The sequence below is a fragment of the Bacillus sp. UMB0893 genome (assembly GCF_002858905.1).
In the GTDB taxonomy this organism is placed as follows: domain Bacteria; phylum Bacillota; class Bacilli; order Bacillales; family Bacillaceae; genus Bacillus_P.
In genome coordinates this window covers 75341-92381 of the sequence record NZ_PKLB01000009.1, presented here as the reverse complement: position 1 = coordinate 92381, position 17041 = coordinate 75341, and the positions used below count along the sequence as shown (strand labels likewise).

Sequence of the window (17041 nt, the reverse complement as noted above, 5' to 3'; positions counted from 1 at the left end):
AGATGATCGCTAATTCTTTTCAGAAAATCAGAGAAATCGATGAGATACTAAGGAAAATTAATGACGGCAGCAAGATGATGGTAGGCGGTTTTGGAGGAGTTGGTTCTCCTCCATCTCTAATTGATGCAATTTTAGAAAAAGAAGTCCGTGACCTTGAAATCATCTGCAATGACACTGGTTTTCCTCATATTGGAATCGGAAAACTGATTTCAGCTGGGCGTGTCCGTAAAGTCATTGCTTCACATATTGGATCCAACCCAATAGCCGGAAGCCTGATGTCTGAAGGAAAGCTGGAAGTGGAATTTTCACCCCAGGGAACGCTTGGGGAAAGAATTCGTGCAGGAGGCATGGGTCTTGGAGGGATCCTTTCAGATGTAGGCATGGGAAGCGAGATTGCTGAAAAGGGAAAAGAGCTTGTGAAGGTGGAAGGACGAGACTTTTTTATTGAAACAGCACTCACTGCGGATGTTGCCATCATTTACGGAAAAATTGCCGATGAATTCGGCAACATGATTTACGATAAAAGTGCAAGAAACATGAACCCTCTTATGGCTATGGCTGGAGATTATACGATTGCTGAAGTAGATGAGATTGTCAGTTTAGGAGAGCTTGATCCTGAAACAATCATCACACCAGGTGTATTTGTTCAGGCCATCGTCCAAAGTGAAGGGGTGAATTGGAAATGGGTATGGGAGCCGAAGTAAGAGAAAAGATTGCGAAAAGGGCTGCTGAAGAAATCGAAAATGGCATGATTGTCAATCTTGGAATAGGGATTCCTTCGCTCGTGCCTAACTATTTAAAGAATAAACCTCAAGTCATGATACAAGCAGAAAATGGAATACTCGGCATCGGACCAACCCCAGAGTCAGGTTATGAAGATGGTGCATTATGCAATGCCGCAGGCTACCCTGTTACTCTAGAACGGGGAGCTTCTTATTTTGACACGACCACTGCATTTGGCATGATTCGCAGGGGCTGTATTGATTTGACCATTCTTGGTTCACTTCAAGTCAGTGAAAAAGGGGATCTCGCGAATTGGATCGTTCCTGGAAAGCGGGTTCCTGGAATGGGCGGCGCAATGGAACTAGCCAGTAAAGCAAAAAGAGTCATTGTTGTCATGAATCATGTGAATAAAAATGGAGATCCGAAAATTCTTTCAACCTGCACATTGCCGCTTACATCAAAACAGTGTGTTGATTTGATTATTACAGACATGGCTGTCATTGAAGTGAACGAATCTGGACTTTTTCTAAAAGAAATCATGGCTCCTTTCACGGTAGAAGATGTCATCAGATGCACAGGAGCTTCGCTCAATACTTGAAGGGGTGATTCAATGAATAACCTGAAAGAGCAAGTTTGCATATGGATAGATGAAAATCGAAACAGGGCGATTAAACTTCTGAAAAAAATGGTGGAACAGCGAAGTGTACAGGGGAATGAGGCTTCAGCACAAGCTGTCGTGCTGGAAAAATGCCGTCAGCTGAGGCTTGATATCGACCTTTGGGAACCAGGGGGCAAACTGCTGAAACAGCATCCGCATTTTGTTGCGACTAGAACTTCATTTAAAGACAGCCCAAATATTGTCGGCGTTTTAAAAGGAACAGGAGAAGGGAAATCTGTCATTTTAAACGGTCATATCGACGTAGTTCCTGAGGGGGATTTAAAGCAGTGGGATGTGGATCCATATCTGGCGGAGGTAAAAGATAATCGTCTGTATGGACGCGGATCGACGGATATGAAAGGAGGAAACGTCTCGCTCTTGATGGCAATCGAGGCCATAAAAGCATCAGGCATTGCCTTAAAAGGAGATGTCATTTTTCAGAGTGTCATCGAAGAAGAGAGCGGAGGAGCCGGAACACTGGCAGCGATCTTAAGAGGATATAAAGCAGACGCTGCCATCATTCCGGAGCCTACAAAACTTAAAATTTTCCAAAAGCAGCAGGGCTCAATGTGGTTCAGGCTGAAAGTAAAGGGACGCTCTGCGCACGGGGGAACGAGGTATGAGGGCGTTAGCGCGATCGAAAAAAGTACACTTGTTGTCCAGCACATTCTTGAGCTTGAAGCAAAACGCAATGAAAAAATAACAGATCCGCTGTATAAAGGAATACCGATTCCAGTACCGATTAATATAGGGAAAATTGAAGGCGGGAGCTGGCCATCTTCTGTAGCAGATCTAGTAACTCTGGAAGGCAGATGCGGCATCGCTCCAAATGAAACAATTGAGGAAGTGCAGGCTGAATTTCAAGGCTTTCTTGAAGAGCTTTCCTCCAAGGATGAATGGTTTAAGGAGCATCCTGTTGAACTTGAATGGTTTGGAGCGAGGTGGCTTCCGAATGAAATTGACAGCCATCATCCTCTTCTGTCCACATTGAAGGATTCCTATAAACAAATCCTTCATGAAGAACCTGTCATCGAGGCATCACCTTGGGGAACGGATGCAGGTCTTATCTCACATGCTGGTGATATTCCATCAATCGTTTTCGGGCCAGGGGTTACTGAGGTTGCACATTTTCCGAATGAATACATTGAAATTGATAAGATGATAGACTGCACAAAGATTCTGGCTGTTTTTCTATTAGAATGGTGCGGCGTTTCTGAACAGAGGTTTTTACAGGATGACCGAAAGGGTAAATAATAGAGTGAGAATGTACTATATAATTGAGGTGTAATTAAATGAAACAGCATTTATGGATTAATGGACAGCACATTGAAGCAGAAAACTATCAGGATTTACAATCACCTTACTCTAAGGAACTGCTGGCAGAAGTGGCTATTGCCGGTCAAGATCAAGTAAAAGCAGCGGTAGACGCAGCAAGTGAAGCGATTGGGAAAATGAATGATCTTCCTGCGCATAAGCGTGCAGAAATATTACTGAGGACTGCGAATTTGCTTTCAGAACGAAAAGAGGAAGCTGCGGCCATTATTGCGAAAGAAGCAGCTAAACCAATTAAAACGGCAAGAGCAGAAGTGGATCGGACGGTCATGACGTACACGTTTGCAGCAGAGGAAGCGAGACGATTAAATGGCGAAACGATTTCAATGGATGCCGCGCCTGGAGGCGAAAATCGCACTGCTTACACTGTCCGGGAGCCAATTGGAGTCATCGGTGCCATTACGCCTTTTAACTTTCCGATGAATCTGGTGGCCCATAAGCTCGGACCAGCGTTTGCGGCAGGAAATACGGTTGTGTTAAAACCAGCGACGCAAACTCCTTTAAGCTCTTACTTCATCGGACAGCTTTTCCATGAAGCGGGATTGCCGGAAGGTGCGCTGAACATTGTAACAGGAAAGGGAAGCGAAATCGGCAAGTACTTTACGTCTGATGAGCGTATCAAAGCCCTGACGTTTACAGGCAGCCCAGACGTTGGCAAAACGCTGAAAAAACAGGCAGGCATGAGAAAAACATTGCTTGAATTAGGATCGAATTCTGCAGTTATTGTCGGGGATGATGTCGATGTTTCAAAGGTCGCTCCAAGGTGTGTGACAGGTGCGTTCGCTTATGCAGGGCAGGTGTGCATATCCGTTCAGCGTATATATGTTCACGAAAACGTATTTGATGAATTCGTTCAAAAAGCCGTTGAAGAAACGAAAAAACTCAAATTCGGCAATCCGCTGGATGAAGAGACAGATGTGTCCTCCTTAATCTCAGGCGATGATGTAGATCGGGCGATTTCTTGGATTAAAGAAGCGGCAGAAACAGGTGCAGCTATAGCATGCGGCGGGAAATCAGAGGACAATCAAATCGTTTTGCCGACCATTTTATTAAATGTCTCTTCAGACGTAAACCTTTCCTGTCAGGAAGCATTTGCTCCCATTGTCATCATCAATTCCTTTAAAGACTTTGATGAGGCAATTGAAGAAGTAAATAACTCAAGATACGGACTGCAGGCAGGAGTATTTACGAATCAAGTAGACCTTGCATTTCAAGCAGCAAAAGCATTGCACGTTGGAGGAGTCATGATAAATGATATCCCAACATTCCGTGTTGATCACATGCCATACGGCGGTGTGAAGGACAGCGGCTTTGGCAGAGAAGGCATTAAATACGCAATTGAAGAACTGACAGAATTGAAGTTAATTTCGTTTAACCATACGAAGCTCTGAAGCCTGAAAAAAATAGAGTGTGGTTCGCTGCACTCTATTTTTTTGAGTTGAAATTTAGGATTTTTTTCCAATGGGGGTATGACCTTGAAAAAAAAATATTCCGAACAGAAAACATTAACTGCAATTAGCTACCGAGCTGAAGCCGTTCTTGATTATTTTAACGAACGTGTGAGAATCGATGATTATCGGGGAAATGCAGAAAACATGGTGAATGATGTCACGGAAATCGCCGCAAATAATAAATTCACAAAAATCATTGTAAAAACAAGAGCTGCTGATATTTTCACCTTGTTAAGTCATCAATATCAGTTTGAAGCTATCATTACCAATTACTTTCATGGAGATGACGCTTATTTTTTCACAAAGTATTTGAGTGAAGAACGAAGAAAGACTAACGATTGGATCGAGCAAGACAGCATCATCTCTTCCATTTATAAAAAAGAGAAATCAGATCACATTCAGTCGTCAGAGTTTGAATTCAGGATCGCAGCTGAACACGATGCCAAGCCGCTGGCTGCATTATACAGTCAAGTATTCGAAGTCTATCCGACACCCCTTCACTCAAGCGAGTACATAAAAAAGACGATGACAGAAGGTACGATTTATTTCCTTGTCAAACAAGGAGAAAGAATCGTTAGTGCAGCATCAGCGGAAATCAATCAAACGTATCACAATGCTGAAATAACGGATTGTGCGACCTTGCCGGAAGTCAGGAAACATAAATTAATGAGAAGCCTCATTCTAGCTATAGAGGAAAAACTGCGTGAGAAAGGCATTTTTTGTGCTTATTCCATTGCACGGGCAGCCTCTTTCGGAATGAACGCTGTTTTGCACCAGCTAGGCTATGAATATACAGGCAGACTTACAAATAATTGTGTGATCAGCACGGATATTGAAAACATGAATGTGTGGTGCAAAGATCTATCTGCCGAAAATTGAGCAGATGGTGCCGAAAATTAAGCACTTGTTGACAAGGGGGGTACAGTCATTGACGGATCCAAATCGGGAGAGAATGATTCATCATATTTTAGAAACGATTGACGAGGGCATCCATGCAGTAGATGAAAATGGAATGACTGTTTTTTATAATGAAATTGCGGCCTATCATGATGGATTAAAAGTTGATGAAGTGGTTGGCAAGCATTTGTTTGATGTTTTTCCGTCTCTCTCTGAGGAAACGAGTACCCTGTTGAAAGTCATTAAAACGAAAAAGCCCATATACCATCATTCTCAGACTTACATTAATGTAAAAGGCGAAAAAATTGAGACCGTTAATACAAGCTTGCCGATACTATCGGAAAACAAAGTCATTGGAGCGGTTGAAATCGCGAAGGATTACTCTGCAATAAAGCGATTGACAGAAAGACTTGCCGATCTTCAAAAGCAGCTGTATTCACCTGAAAAAATGGAAGGATCAAACGGAACAAGATATGTGCTCGATGACATCATCACAACAAGCAAAAACGTAATAATCATAAAAAGCTTAGTAAAAAAAGTCGCGAAAACTTCCTCAAATGTTCTCGTCTATGGTGAAACAGGAACTGGAAAAGAATTAATCGTACAAGCCATCCACAACGAATCAAAGCGCCGAGATGCCCCCTTTATTGCTCAAAACTGTGCAGCCTTGCCTGAAGCATTGCTTGAAAGTCTTTTATTCGGCACAGCTAAAGGAAGCTATACAGGAGCTGTTGACCGAGCAGGCTTGTTTGAACTGTCTCACGGCGGCACGCTTTTTCTGGATGAACTGCAGTCCATGCCTTTAAATCTCCAGGCAAAACTGCTGCGGGTGATTGACGATGGAACGATCAGAAGAATAGGCAGCAGCCATGCGGTTACCGTTGATGTAAGAGTGATTGCTGCAATGAATGTTACCCCTGAGCAATGCTTGACTGAGAATAAAATAAGGGAAGATCTCTATTTTCGCTTAAACGTCTTTGGCATCAGCCTTCCACCACTAAGAGAACGAAAACTTGATCTTCCTTTATTGATTACTTCATTTATAAAAATGTACAATCATGAATTTCAAAAACGGGTTGCGTCTATAACAGAAGAAGCCCAAAACTTACTATCCCTGCATCATTGGCCCGGGAATGTGAGGGAATTAAAGCATTGCATTGAGTATGCGATGAATATGTGCGATGATGATGCCCTTTTGCTAGAACATCTTCCTCCATATTTAGTGAAAAATAATCATAGACCAGAGAAGGCAGCCTCCCTTCACGACAAAATGTTCATGATGGAAAAGGAAATCATTCAAGAAGCCCTTACACATTGTGACGGGAACATTTTGAAGGCGGCAAAACTCCTTCAAATTCCGAGACAAACGCTGCAATACAAGCTCAAAAAATACTCTCCTGACCAATTTTCGGCATCTAAAGCGAAAACATAATCTATGTATGTTAATTTCCCGCGGTTCAGTCACATTGGCATGGTTTTTGCATGTAATAATGGTAAAGACCGAAATGGGGGAACTTCCATGAAATACGATCTATACAAGCCAAAGCGAGACTGGAAAGACATCGAGCTTTGGAAAAATGTAACAGATGAGCAGTGGAATGACTGGCTATGGCAGCTGACAAATACAATCCGTACGTTAGATGACTTAAAAAAGGTTATCAATTTAACTCCAGATGAAGAAGAAGGGGTTAAAATTTCAACGAAAACGATCCCCTTAAATATTACTCCATACTATGCCTGGCTCATGAACGAAGATGATCCAAGATGTCCGATTCGCATGCAGTCTGTTCCGATTTCACAAGAACTATACAAAACAAAATATGACCTGGAAGATCCGCTACATGAGGATGAAGATTCACCTGTGCCAGGCCTGACACACCGCTATCCAGATCGTGTGCTTTTTCTTGTGACGAATCAATGCTCCATGTATTGCAGGTATTGCACGAGAAGACGTTTCTCAGGCCAGATTGGGATGGGTGTGCCGAAGAAACAGCTTGATGACGCAATCAATTATATTGCACAAACGCCAGAAGTACGTGATGTGCTGATTTCAGGCGGTGACGGGCTGTTAATCAATGACACAATCCTTGAATATATTTTGAAAAATCTTCGCGCAATCGATCACGTTGAAATTATTAGGATCGGGACACGTGCGCCGGTGGTATTTCCGCAGAGAATCACAGAAAATCTCTGCAATATCCTGAAAAAGTATCATCCAGTCTGGCTGAATACGCATTTTAACACATCAATAGAAATCACCGAAGAATCCAAAAAGGCATGTGAGATGCTTGTGAACTCAGGCGTGCCTGTCGGCAATCAGGCCGTTATTCTGGCAGGAATTAATGATAGTGTTCAAATTATGAAAAAGCTGATGCATGATCTCGTTAAAATCCGTGTCAGACCTTATTATATTTATCAATGTGATTTGTCAGAAGGTATTGGTCATTTCCGTGCACCTGTTTCGAAAGGACTTGAAATTATTGAAGGGCTGCGCGGACATACAAGTGGATATTCGGTGCCGACTTTTGTCGTTGACGCACCTGGCGGCGGCGGTAAAATTGCTCTGCAGCCAAACTATTTAATCTCTCAAAGTCCTGATAAAGTTGTGCTTCGTAATTTTGAAGGCGTCATCACAACCTATCCGGAACCGGAAAATTATACACCAGGTCTTGCTGATGATTATTTTAATGAGATTTATCCTGATTCTGCATCTAAGAAATCATTGGCTGGAATTGCAGGTCTATACGAGGATGCCCAATTTAATCTCGTTCCTGATGGATTAGGGCGCATCAATCGAAGAAAAACGTTTGAAACCAATCCCGAACATACGACATTAAAGGATAAACGGGGCAAAAGGGATGAATTAAAGGACAAAAAGTTCAGGGCACAGCTTTTAAAATCAGAAGAAAAGAAGGCTGCAGAAAATGAGTAAGCGCTGCGACTGGTGTGAATCCCAAAATGCCAAGCAATCAAGCAACCTTGTTCACTGGGAGCTCCCCGATGGTTCTCGTGCGATTGAGATTTCAAATACACCATGCATTGCCTGCCCAGATTGCGGCATCAGCTATCAAAGTGAACAAACGATTGACGAAATTGAAAATCAGCTTTTGCTCATTGCTGTTAAAGAGCTGCCAAACACCGTTGAATTTGAAGAATTAATGAAGTGGAAACGTCACTTGAAACGCAACTATTTTGATTTCAGCTAAGCGGGAGAGTTTTCTTCTTGACCAATACACGTTATAATGGTGTCACTTTCGAAACGTTATTGCGACAGGGGGATTTTTCGTGAAATCTTTTTACCACTATTTAATGAAATACCGTCATCCTAAACCAGCAGATGACATTAGCAGATTTGCAAACGATGCCTATGATGATCACAGCTTTCCAAAATCCTCAGATGATTACCATGAGATCAGTTCGTATTTAGAATTAAATGGGTCCTATCTTCAAAGTCTTGTCATTTTTGATGAAGCATGGGAATTGTATGAGACAGAAATTTTGAAAAAAACCACGATCTAAAAAAACAACTCACTCAGTGGGTAACGGATTCTGTTCAGGGGTTGCAAGTAATTCGAAATGTAATTCGCACACCATTTAGCTGTTAAAATGGTGTGCTTTTTCATTTATATGTTTGAGGTGGGATATTGGACAATTAAATGATTGTAGCTGTGATTTTTAATTCCAATGCCAGGAATGGAACGGATAATTGTATACTCTTCAAACTCCTGTGCCAGCCGGTCTATTTCTTCTTCTAAGATTAATAGATATCCTTTTTGATGAAGAAGCATGTTCATATACATATTCAAACTAAACAAATGGCTCTTATATAAGGTTTCTTTGATAGGATTCCGCCTTGCTTATCAATTTATTTTTGTTAGTAATTGTACCATTTATCTTTTAAACAATCGTCTTAACAGCTTGTTATGTAGTTTTGATAAAGTAAGCAGTACTATGATAGAGCCTGCTAAAGTTAATGACATATCCCATTGTGCATCCCAAAAATCACCTTGTGTTCCCAAAAAGTCTTTTGAAGCTTTTCCACCTTTTGAAATAATAGAAGCTAACCATTCTATAATTTCATATAAGGCTCCAATTGCAAGTGCAAAACTTAAAGTGACAGCAAATAACCAAGGACCTTTTGTTAGAGGGGTTTTACGTATTAATATTTCTCTAATAACAATAGTCAATAGACCTTTTAGAAAATGTCCAAACCGATCATAGTGGTTCCGCTTTAAATCAAAATAATCTTGAATCCAATTAAATAGGGGAACTTTTGAATAGGTATAGTGAGCACCGATGAACATAGTAATCGAAAGAACAGCAATAATGAAATATGATAATGTGGTGAAACGAAACTTATTGTACGATGCAATTAAAATAACCAGTACCACAACGGATGGAAGTACTTCCATAGTCCATATCAAGTATCCTTCTGGCTTAATAACTGACCAAATAAAGACTGAAGTAACTAGCGATAGTAATAATATATGAATCGTTATGCTTTTATCTTTTCCCATTTTTTTCTCCATAGATTTATCATATTTTTCCTCAGTAATTACCGCAAACAAATTCCATATTTTTCAATGTATTGTTTCATTCGATCGTGTAATCCACTTTATAGAAATTTCTATTTTCAACTTGTGCATAGAAATTATCTTTAACTTATTCATTTCATTTAAATTATTAACTGCTATTTTAGGAAGCTGAAGCTTTTGCTTGATCAATGAATTTTAATTTCATATATGGAAATTTTTCATGCAATAACTTGGTTTATATTCTTTACCATAGACAATAAAATACTCTTCGGGCTTCTCTAAACTTCTTTATGATCCACTTTTATATATTTTGAAATATATTTCACCTCGATAATCTGAAATCATATTCAGACATTCTCTATTCAAAATGGTTAATATGCATTGCTATACTAAACCCCCTAAATCCAGGTGCTTTATCTTAATGACAAGCGATTAATTTAGAGTTATGTGGGTTGAAGAGGGTATGCATAAAGTAAAATTCCCATTTAGAAGAGTGATTGTGCAATTTTCATCTGTTCTTTTTCTTATCATATATCTCTAAAAAATTTTTATATCATTTATTTCCTTTAAAACATTTTTTTATTACTAATTGTATTGGTAACAAACACCTTAAATTATTAAGTTATTTTTAGCCAAGATATTAAGGTTCAGGAAATGAACAAAAATATGAAAAAAGGTGATATGGATGAAGACAAATATGGATAAAATTTTACCGGTTGTCGCTTCAGTTGGTGTAGGTATTGCAGCTTATCAAATGATGAATGGAAATGGCGGGAAAATGAAAAATATGATGCCACTTGCCTCAAACATGATGGGAATGGGGACTGGGATGCAAGGACAGAATCAACAACAGTCCGGAAATCAATAAGGCTATATATTAAAGCAATCCTTTATGGATTAATAGTATTTTATTAATTTCAAGGCGTTCTTTGGGACATTCTTTATACACATTTGTGTTATGAATTTCTCTGAAGAACGACTTTTTTACGTTTATTAAATTTCTCTTGAAAAGATCTTTAGTTTAGTCAGGCCAGAAATTTAATTAGATCCATTAATAGTTAAACATTTGAGATTCTTACTAGACCCCATTCCCTTATTCCGAAGAATTCATTTTCCCGATTTTTACATATTTCTTGCTAAGGAGGGAATTTTATTTGTATCTATATAGTGAGGAGATAATTTTATGAACTACAAGGTATTTAAGTCAATCAATCAGATTACCGGACGTTGTTCTCCAATTGATTTGCTGATGATATTGGTATCAAAAAAGATTCGTTATGTGTTTATTTATGTTTTGATTTTCATGGGGTTTAGAAATGATTCATACAAAAGAGTGTCTTGCAATGCTGTGATATCTGTGGGAGTAACTTTGTTTATTAACACTTTGATTAAATTGTTTTATTTTAAACCACGTCCATTTGTGAAACGTCGCGTCGGCATACTCATTCCTTCAAAAATGGATTCTTCATTTCCAAGTAAACATACTCTGCTTGTATTTGCTATATCTACTACTATCTTTCTTTATGACCGTGTTCTTGGTTCAATCATGTGGGTATTATCTGTGGTGACGGGCTTCTCACGTATTTGGGTTGGACATCATTATCCGTCTGATATTATCGGAAGTGCCTTTATTGCCACCATGACCAGCATCATATTAGATAAAATTGCCCGCTGCGGAATTTATTTTGGCCGTCAATAGCAGCTATATTTAGCCGAAATCATGTGTGATTATTATTTGTTTTTATACAGTAACAGTCCTTTACCAAGAGAAAAATTTTTTCGGATTTTACTGTTTCCAATTTTAAGATAACTTACGTGGGTACGATATTACTGAAGTTAATAAGGGAGGTATACCGTTCAAAAGTACCTTTACAATAGATAATACGGACGTGTATCCCAAACTTGGTATTACAATTCCAGAAATGCTGGAATGATACTTTGTCTTGTAAAAAAACCCAATTTGAAACAGTAAACACTCGCATAATATACCTGTCGGGAGCAGAGTTATGACTAAAAGATCTCAAACTTCAATTAGTAGAAGAGATTTCATTAAAATATCAAGTGTTTTTTCAGATATAGCCTTGCTTCAAGCATGTCAAATTAAATTCTCAAATGTATTTGAAGGTACTTCTATTAACAATCCAAAGAAAAATGTCGTGATTATTGGAGCAGGAATTAGTGGTTTAGCTGCAGCTGCACATCTTTCCAAAGAAGGAATAAACGTAACTGTACTAGAGGGGAGAAATAGAATAGGTGGAAGAATATGGACGGATCGCTCCATAGATAACATTCCATTAGATATGGGAGCTTCTTGGGTTCATGGAATTAAAGGTAATCCAATTTATGACTTAGCTAAGAAAAACAAAATCGATACATCTATAACTAATTATGATTCGCATTGGATTTTCAACTTTAATGGTGATGAATTAAGCGAATCGGAAGAAATAAACTTAAAGAAACAATCAGAAAAATTTGTTGAATTTATCGAAGAACAACGTTCCAATTTGCATCAAGATAGGTCTCTTGCCAGTTTAATAAACCACTTTATTACAGAAGAAGATTTATCTGAAAAAGAGCAACTGTTATTGAATTATTATGTTAATACTGCAATAGAACACGAATATTCTGGAAGTAGCTATAATCTTTCTGCCTTAAACTTTGATAGTAGTGAAGAATTTCTGGGAGAAGATGTAATATTTCCAAACGGATATGACCAAATAATTCAGTTGTTAATTAAGGATATTAAAATAAATTTAAATGAACGTATCTATAAAATTAACTATGAAAAAGATTTTGTGAAAGTTTATTCAGAAAAAAGTATATTTTCAGCAGATTATGTAATTGTAACCGTTCCTCTTGGTGTTTTGCAGAAGAATGATATTTTGTTTATTCCTGAATTGCCTGAGCAAAAGAGAAAAGCAATAAATAAACTAGGAATGGGGATTTTGAATAAGATTTTTGTTAAGTTTCCAAATGCATTCTGGAGTAAGAAACCTCACTTATTGGGATATGTTTCTGAAGATAAAGGGCAGTGGGGAGAATTTTTGAATATCTATCATTACCTTAATGAACCTATTTTACTTGCTTTGAACGCAGGAGATTTCGGTAATGCATTGGAAAATAGGATTGATAAAGAAATTATTTCAGAGCTGATGATTATTTTAAGGAAAATATTTGGTCCTTCTATTCCAAATCCTATCTCTTGGAAAATTACACGGTGGGGGAATGATCATTTCTCCTATGGATCATATTCCTTTATTAAAGTAGGAGCGTCAGCCGAAGATTATAAAATACTCTCAGAATCAGTTAACAATAAATTATTTTTTGCTGGAGAAGCTACTGTAACTGATTATCCAACCACTGTTCATGGGGCGTATCTTTCAGGAATTAGAGAAGCTAATAAAATCCTCGAAGAAATTTCCAAATAACAGTTAAGCAGAATTAACTGGTGTTGAAAATTCAAAGGTAGAGATATTTGATAATACATTAGGAGAATTTGTAGAGAATAACCAAAAAGCAGGGGAAGAACATTACAAAAAATTAATTGAACATGCATTTGTTACCATGGTTTGTGGGGAGGCGATACTTATTGTACTTTGCAATTATGATGATTAGTCCTGTAACGGCTGGAATTACCTTTGATGCCCATGACAAATATCCTGCAGGCTTGATAACAGACCATATAAAAACTACCGTATAAAAATAGATGAATCGTTGTACTTCTAAATTTATTCACTTTTTTCACTCCTAAAGAAAGGTTATATACTTGAGTATTTGAAATACAGCAGTTGTCATACAGACCAAGTGAAATCATCCATAACTTCCAAATGGATATTGTTTAATCATAAGCTAAATTGCAAATCCTAAAAAGAAATTAAGTAAGGGAATGCATTGTGAGAAAAAAAGTGCTATTACTATCGGAAGCCATTGGTACTGGCCATTGTTGACCTCCATTTTCGATCAAATGAATATAGGTGCTGTCTAACATGAAATGCCCTTCTCAAATAGAAGGGGCTATAATTTCTCTTTAGCTCTTTCTTAAAGGGATGTTGAAATTAAAATCATAGGGTGTGAAGATTTTGGAGTTTACTGTCATGACCTTTAATATTCACCATGGCAGGGGAATGGATAAGCAATTAGATCTTTTCCGAATTGCTGAAGTAATCGAAAAAAGCGATGCCGATATCATTGGTCTGAACGAAGTTGATAAGTATTTTTCAAAAAGAAGTGATTATGAAGACCAGATTAGTTGGCTTGCAAAACAATTAAACATGAATCAGACTTTCGGCCCTTCTTTGTCCCTAACGTCTAAAAACTCAACGAATGTAAGGCAGTATGGAAATGCCTTACTGTCTCGCTATCCAATCGTGAACGAAAAGAGGCATCTTTTTAATTTCATACCAGGACTCATCGAAGGAAGATCATTGCTCGACTCCACGATTGAGATTAACAAAAAATTATTTCAAATCAATGTAATCCATTTAAGCCTTAATCCCATTCTGCATCGGAAGCAAACCGACTTTATTGTCAACCAACATCTTAAGACGCCTCATCCAATGATTATTATGGGTGATTGGAATATGAAACCAGAGTCAAAAGGATGGAGAAAAATAACCCGTGAATTTCAAGACGCATGGCATCTTGCCGGCAAAGGGGCAGGCTTTACTTATCCATCGCTTCGACCAAGATCAAGATTGGACTACCTATTCGTCAGTCATCATTTTCGGGTTATTGAAGCAGAAATTATTATGAACTTCCCAAATGCATCTGACCATTTACCTGTAAAAGCAACATTATCATTCAGTTGAAGGAGCCCAAAAACAAAGAAAAAGCTATTTTCTTATATAAACTTTAATAATTGTTTAAAAACATTTCATAATAATTACATGGAAGCAACGTTTTGTGAGGAAAGGAGAGTAAAGAATGGCACCAGACCAATCTCAAAAAAAAAGAATCATCATGCTTATGATTGATACATTAATGGATCAATCTATACAGGCTGCAATTAAAGATGGAAAAGCTCCAGCCTTACAATTTTTTATGAAAAATGGCCGTTACATATCAAATCTTGTTAGTCCATTTCCAACTATGTCAGTCAATGTTGATAGTACTTTATTAACAGGTGTATACAGTGATAAACACAAAATCCCAGGCTTACTTTGGTATAACGAAAAGGAAAAAAGAATTATCGATTATGGTGGTCATGTTAGTGAACTTTTTAAACTGGGACTAAAGCAATCCATGGTAGACATATTTTATAATTTAAATCATGAGCATTTAAGCAAACAGCATAAAACCATTCATGAAATTTTAAAAGATAAAGGAATTCAAAGCGCATCCATAAATGCTCTATTATATAGGGGAAGTTACGCCACCCAATTAAAAATTCCCTTTCTCTTATCATTGTTTACAGGCTTAAAAAGGGAGTTGAATTCTTACGCACCGAACTTGTACTCATATGGAGCGATGCACAAGCTAAATCCTTTAAAAAAGAACTCTTTCTTTTGGCAAAAGTATGGATTCAACGATAAATTTTCTTCAAATGAACTGGCCTATCTTATAAACCGAAATGAACTACCGGCTTTCACGATTGTCTATTATCCAGATTTAGATCAAAGTGTACATAAAAATGGGAGAACGGATATAAAGGGAATTGAAAAAGTTGATCAACAGTTACAAAAAATATTAAATCAATTTCAATCGTGGGAGGATGCTCTTGCAAATACCGTTTGGATTATTCTTGGTGATAATGGCCAAGCATGGATCAATCAAAATCGCAAGGAAGCTTTAATTGATCTTAGAAAGCTTTTAAGTTCGTATCGAATAGTAAAGTTGAGAAAGGGAGTTACTTTGGAAGACGAAATTGTTCTTGCTGTTAACGAGAGAATGTCTTTTATATATTCTCTTGATACCCAAAAGGCACCTTTAGAGGAAATAGCGAAGATACTGCAAAAAGATAGTCGAATTGATGTGATTGCATTTAAAAAACAAAAAACGGTAACTGTCACATCTGGGTTGCATAACGGGCATCTTCAATTTCATCCTGATGGGGATTATTCCGATGAGTATGAGCAATCTTGGTTTATAGAGGGAGAAAAGAAGATCTTAGACCTCAGCATTACAGATAAAAGAATCGAATATGGCGATTACCCTGATGCTTTAGCAAGATTATATTCTTCCTTTTTCTCACATGAGGGTGAATATATCATTGTAAGCGCAAAACCTGGTTCTGAATTCAAAGGGGAGAGTTCTCCGACACATATTGGCGGTGCAAGTCATGGAGGCTTGCACAAACAAGATTCTTTAGTGTCCATGTTCGTTAGTGGTACCGATTCAACTCCAAGGCATATGCGCATTTTAGATATTAAGGATTGGCTTTTGACATTAATCTCATAAAAATGCCTTATAGCATTCCTTTTAATTCGAAAAAGATCGTCAATTTACCAATTATATTTTTCTTCTCTTATCACACAATAAAATGTCTACAAATTTATTGTGTGACAAGGAGGATAATGGATGAACAATTTTCAAATGCTTTCTTCACTCTTTAGAGGTGGAAGAAGAAATAAAAACTTACTCGGTATGTTTAAAAGAAAGCGAAATAATGGTACTATGCTTATGCTTCCTCTGTTAGGAGCAGCCATACTGGGGATTATAGGAAGTCGGAATACACAAGTTAGACAACAAGCTCGAAATGGATATAGGAAGGTTCAAAATACTGTGGGAAATATGCAAAATCCTTTACAAAATAGAAACCCGCTTCAAAGTAACAACTTCAATTTAGCCAATGCAGAATTCAGTAAAGAATTAACACCAGATATTACAAAAACATATAATCCAAAAGATTAAATTAATGATCCGATTTTGAAATAATTGGTATTAAGCATCGGGAGGTTAGTTGAGGAAGCGGCAGTTATCCGCGTACTATTTTGGATCATGCTGAATTTGATTCATAATGGCACGATGCGTTTTAGCGAACTACATCGTGCCATTCCGGGTGTTGCCCGGAAAGTATTGCCTTCTCATCCAGAGAACTTGAATAGGAAAACATTGTGAACCCGAGTTGTTAATGCACAAGTACCCCCAAAAGTAGATTCAGGGTGACGGAATATGGCATGTCATTGAAACCCAATTTGGATGTTCTACCTGAACAAGCAAGCTACCAAAAAGTAGCTTGCTTGTTTTACTCGTTAATTAAAATCATGCCAATAAGAATGCTAATTGAAATGCGAATTCCAATGTTATTTCCAGTGTTATTTGATGTGTTTGCACCCTTCAGCCGAACCCGTCACTCAGTGGGCTGTTTTTTTTACTCGTAGAAAAAACTCGATTGCAATTGAGTATTGAGGCCATTCCATTTAATAATCCCCCCTTAATGTGAGGTTTCCTGTTAATTTTAGGGGCTCACTTATCATGTACTATCTAAAGTGAGACATTGCTGTCTG

18 protein-coding genes and 1 pseudogene are annotated in these 17041 nt (G+C 38.0%); 16 read left to right on the top strand and 3 right to left on the bottom strand.

Going from position 1 to position 17041, the window contains the following annotated elements; translation table 11 throughout:
- The first annotated feature begins 5 nt into the window (after positions 1-5).
- The 9 genes from CYJ36_RS19115 (at position 6) to CYJ36_RS19075 (ending at position 8580) form a co-directional block, all read left to right on the top strand.
- Positions 6-704, top strand: a complete 699-nt coding sequence (locus CYJ36_RS19115; RefSeq protein WP_374702837.1) for a CoA transferase subunit A — start codon at positions 6-8, stop codon at positions 702-704.
- The gene (locus tag CYJ36_RS19110; protein ID WP_101568853.1) at positions 683-1321 is read left to right on the top strand and encodes a 3-oxoacid CoA-transferase subunit B; all 639 of its coding nucleotides are present in this window, start codon (positions 683-685) and stop codon (positions 1319-1321) included. Before CYJ36_RS19115 ends, CYJ36_RS19110 begins: the two co-directional genes overlap by 22 nt.
- 12 nt (positions 1322-1333) lie before the next feature.
- On the top strand, positions 1334-2635 hold the full coding sequence (locus CYJ36_RS19105) for a peptidase (RefSeq protein WP_101568852.1): 1302 nt from the start codon (positions 1334-1336) through the stop codon (positions 2633-2635).
- A 38-nt stretch (positions 2636-2673) separates the two neighbouring features.
- The gene (locus CYJ36_RS19100) at positions 2674-4104 is read left to right on the top strand and encodes an aldehyde dehydrogenase family protein (protein WP_101568851.1); all 1431 of its coding nucleotides are present in this window, start codon (positions 2674-2676) and stop codon (positions 4102-4104) included.
- A gap of 84 nt (positions 4105-4188) precedes the next feature.
- Positions 4189-5043: a putative beta-lysine N-acetyltransferase gene (gene ablB, locus CYJ36_RS19095; RefSeq protein ID WP_257962548.1), complete on the top strand. Its 855-nt coding sequence runs from the start codon at positions 4189-4191 to the stop codon at positions 5041-5043.
- Between the two features lie 73 nt (positions 5044-5116).
- Positions 5117-6493, top strand: a complete 1377-nt coding sequence (locus tag CYJ36_RS19090) for a sigma-54 interaction domain-containing protein (protein ID WP_374702836.1) — start codon at positions 5117-5119, stop codon at positions 6491-6493.
- An 87-nt stretch (positions 6494-6580) separates the two neighbouring features.
- Positions 6581-7993 carry a lysine 2,3-aminomutase gene (gene ablA, locus CYJ36_RS19085; protein ID WP_101568849.1) on the top strand — a complete coding sequence of 471 codons (1413 nt, stop codon included), beginning with the start codon at positions 6581-6583 and terminating at the stop codon, positions 7991-7993.
- Positions 7986-8267: a YokU family protein gene (locus CYJ36_RS19080; RefSeq protein WP_101568848.1), complete on the top strand. Its 282-nt coding sequence runs from the start codon at positions 7986-7988 to the stop codon at positions 8265-8267. The genes ablA and CYJ36_RS19080 overlap by 8 nt, the downstream gene beginning before the upstream one ends.
- A gap of 79 nt (positions 8268-8346) precedes the next feature.
- On the top strand, positions 8347-8580 hold the full coding sequence (locus CYJ36_RS19075) for a YozE family protein (RefSeq protein WP_101568847.1): 234 nt from the start codon (positions 8347-8349) through the stop codon (positions 8578-8580).
- A gap of 104 nt (positions 8581-8684) precedes the next feature.
- On the opposite strand, the gene CYJ36_RS19070 is transcribed toward CYJ36_RS19075, so the two are convergent.
- A complete protein-coding gene (locus tag CYJ36_RS19070) occupies positions 8685-8855 on the bottom strand; it encodes a hypothetical protein (RefSeq protein WP_219621127.1) in 171 nt (56 codons plus the stop codon).
- Between the two features lie 96 nt (positions 8856-8951).
- A complete protein-coding gene (locus CYJ36_RS19065) occupies positions 8952-9578 on the bottom strand; it encodes a DUF2238 domain-containing protein (RefSeq protein WP_101568845.1) in 627 nt (208 codons plus the stop codon).
- A 703-nt stretch (positions 9579-10281) separates the two neighbouring features.
- Here CYJ36_RS19065 and CYJ36_RS19060 point away from each other — a divergent pair.
- The 3 genes from CYJ36_RS19060 to CYJ36_RS19050 all read left to right on the top strand — a co-directional run bounded on the left by CYJ36_RS19060 (position 10282) and on the right by CYJ36_RS19050 (position 13024).
- Positions 10282-10464: a hypothetical protein gene (locus tag CYJ36_RS19060; RefSeq protein WP_101568844.1), complete on the top strand. Its 183-nt coding sequence runs from the start codon at positions 10282-10284 to the stop codon at positions 10462-10464.
- Positions 10465-10779: 315 nt separating this feature from the next.
- Positions 10780-11295, top strand: coding sequence for an undecaprenyl-diphosphatase (locus CYJ36_RS19055; RefSeq protein WP_101568843.1), 516 nt, complete (start codon positions 10780-10782; stop codon positions 11293-11295).
- A gap of 307 nt (positions 11296-11602) precedes the next feature.
- Positions 11603-13024 carry an FAD-dependent oxidoreductase gene (locus CYJ36_RS19050; protein WP_101568842.1) on the top strand — a complete coding sequence of 474 codons (1422 nt, stop codon included), beginning with the start codon at positions 11603-11605 and terminating at the stop codon, positions 13022-13024.
- Between the two features lie 142 nt (positions 13025-13166).
- On the opposite strand, the pseudogene CYJ36_RS24530 reads toward CYJ36_RS19050, so the two are convergent.
- Positions 13167-13341: pseudogene (locus tag CYJ36_RS24530) on the bottom strand (DUF2238 domain-containing protein); the annotation flags it as partial.
- A 349-nt stretch (positions 13342-13690) separates the two neighbouring features.
- Here CYJ36_RS24530 and CYJ36_RS19040 point away from each other — a divergent pair.
- The 4 genes from CYJ36_RS19040 to CYJ36_RS19025 all read left to right on the top strand — a co-directional run bounded on the left by CYJ36_RS19040 (position 13691) and on the right by CYJ36_RS19025 (position 16652).
- Positions 13691-14404: an endonuclease/exonuclease/phosphatase family protein gene (locus CYJ36_RS19040; protein WP_101568841.1), complete on the top strand. Its 714-nt coding sequence runs from the start codon at positions 13691-13693 to the stop codon at positions 14402-14404.
- A gap of 115 nt (positions 14405-14519) precedes the next feature.
- On the top strand, positions 14520-15992 hold the full coding sequence (locus CYJ36_RS19035; RefSeq protein ID WP_101568840.1) for an alkaline phosphatase family protein: 1473 nt from the start codon (positions 14520-14522) through the stop codon (positions 15990-15992).
- Positions 15993-16112: 120 nt separating this feature from the next.
- Positions 16113-16445 (top strand): hypothetical protein, encoded by a 333-nt coding sequence (locus CYJ36_RS19030; RefSeq protein ID WP_101568839.1) that lies wholly within the window; start codon positions 16113-16115, stop codon positions 16443-16445.
- A 24-nt stretch (positions 16446-16469) separates the two neighbouring features.
- On the top strand, positions 16470-16652 hold the full coding sequence (locus tag CYJ36_RS19025) for a winged helix-turn-helix transcriptional regulator (protein ID WP_142382724.1): 183 nt from the start codon (positions 16470-16472) through the stop codon (positions 16650-16652).
- The last annotated feature ends 389 nt before the right edge of the window (positions 16653-17041 follow it).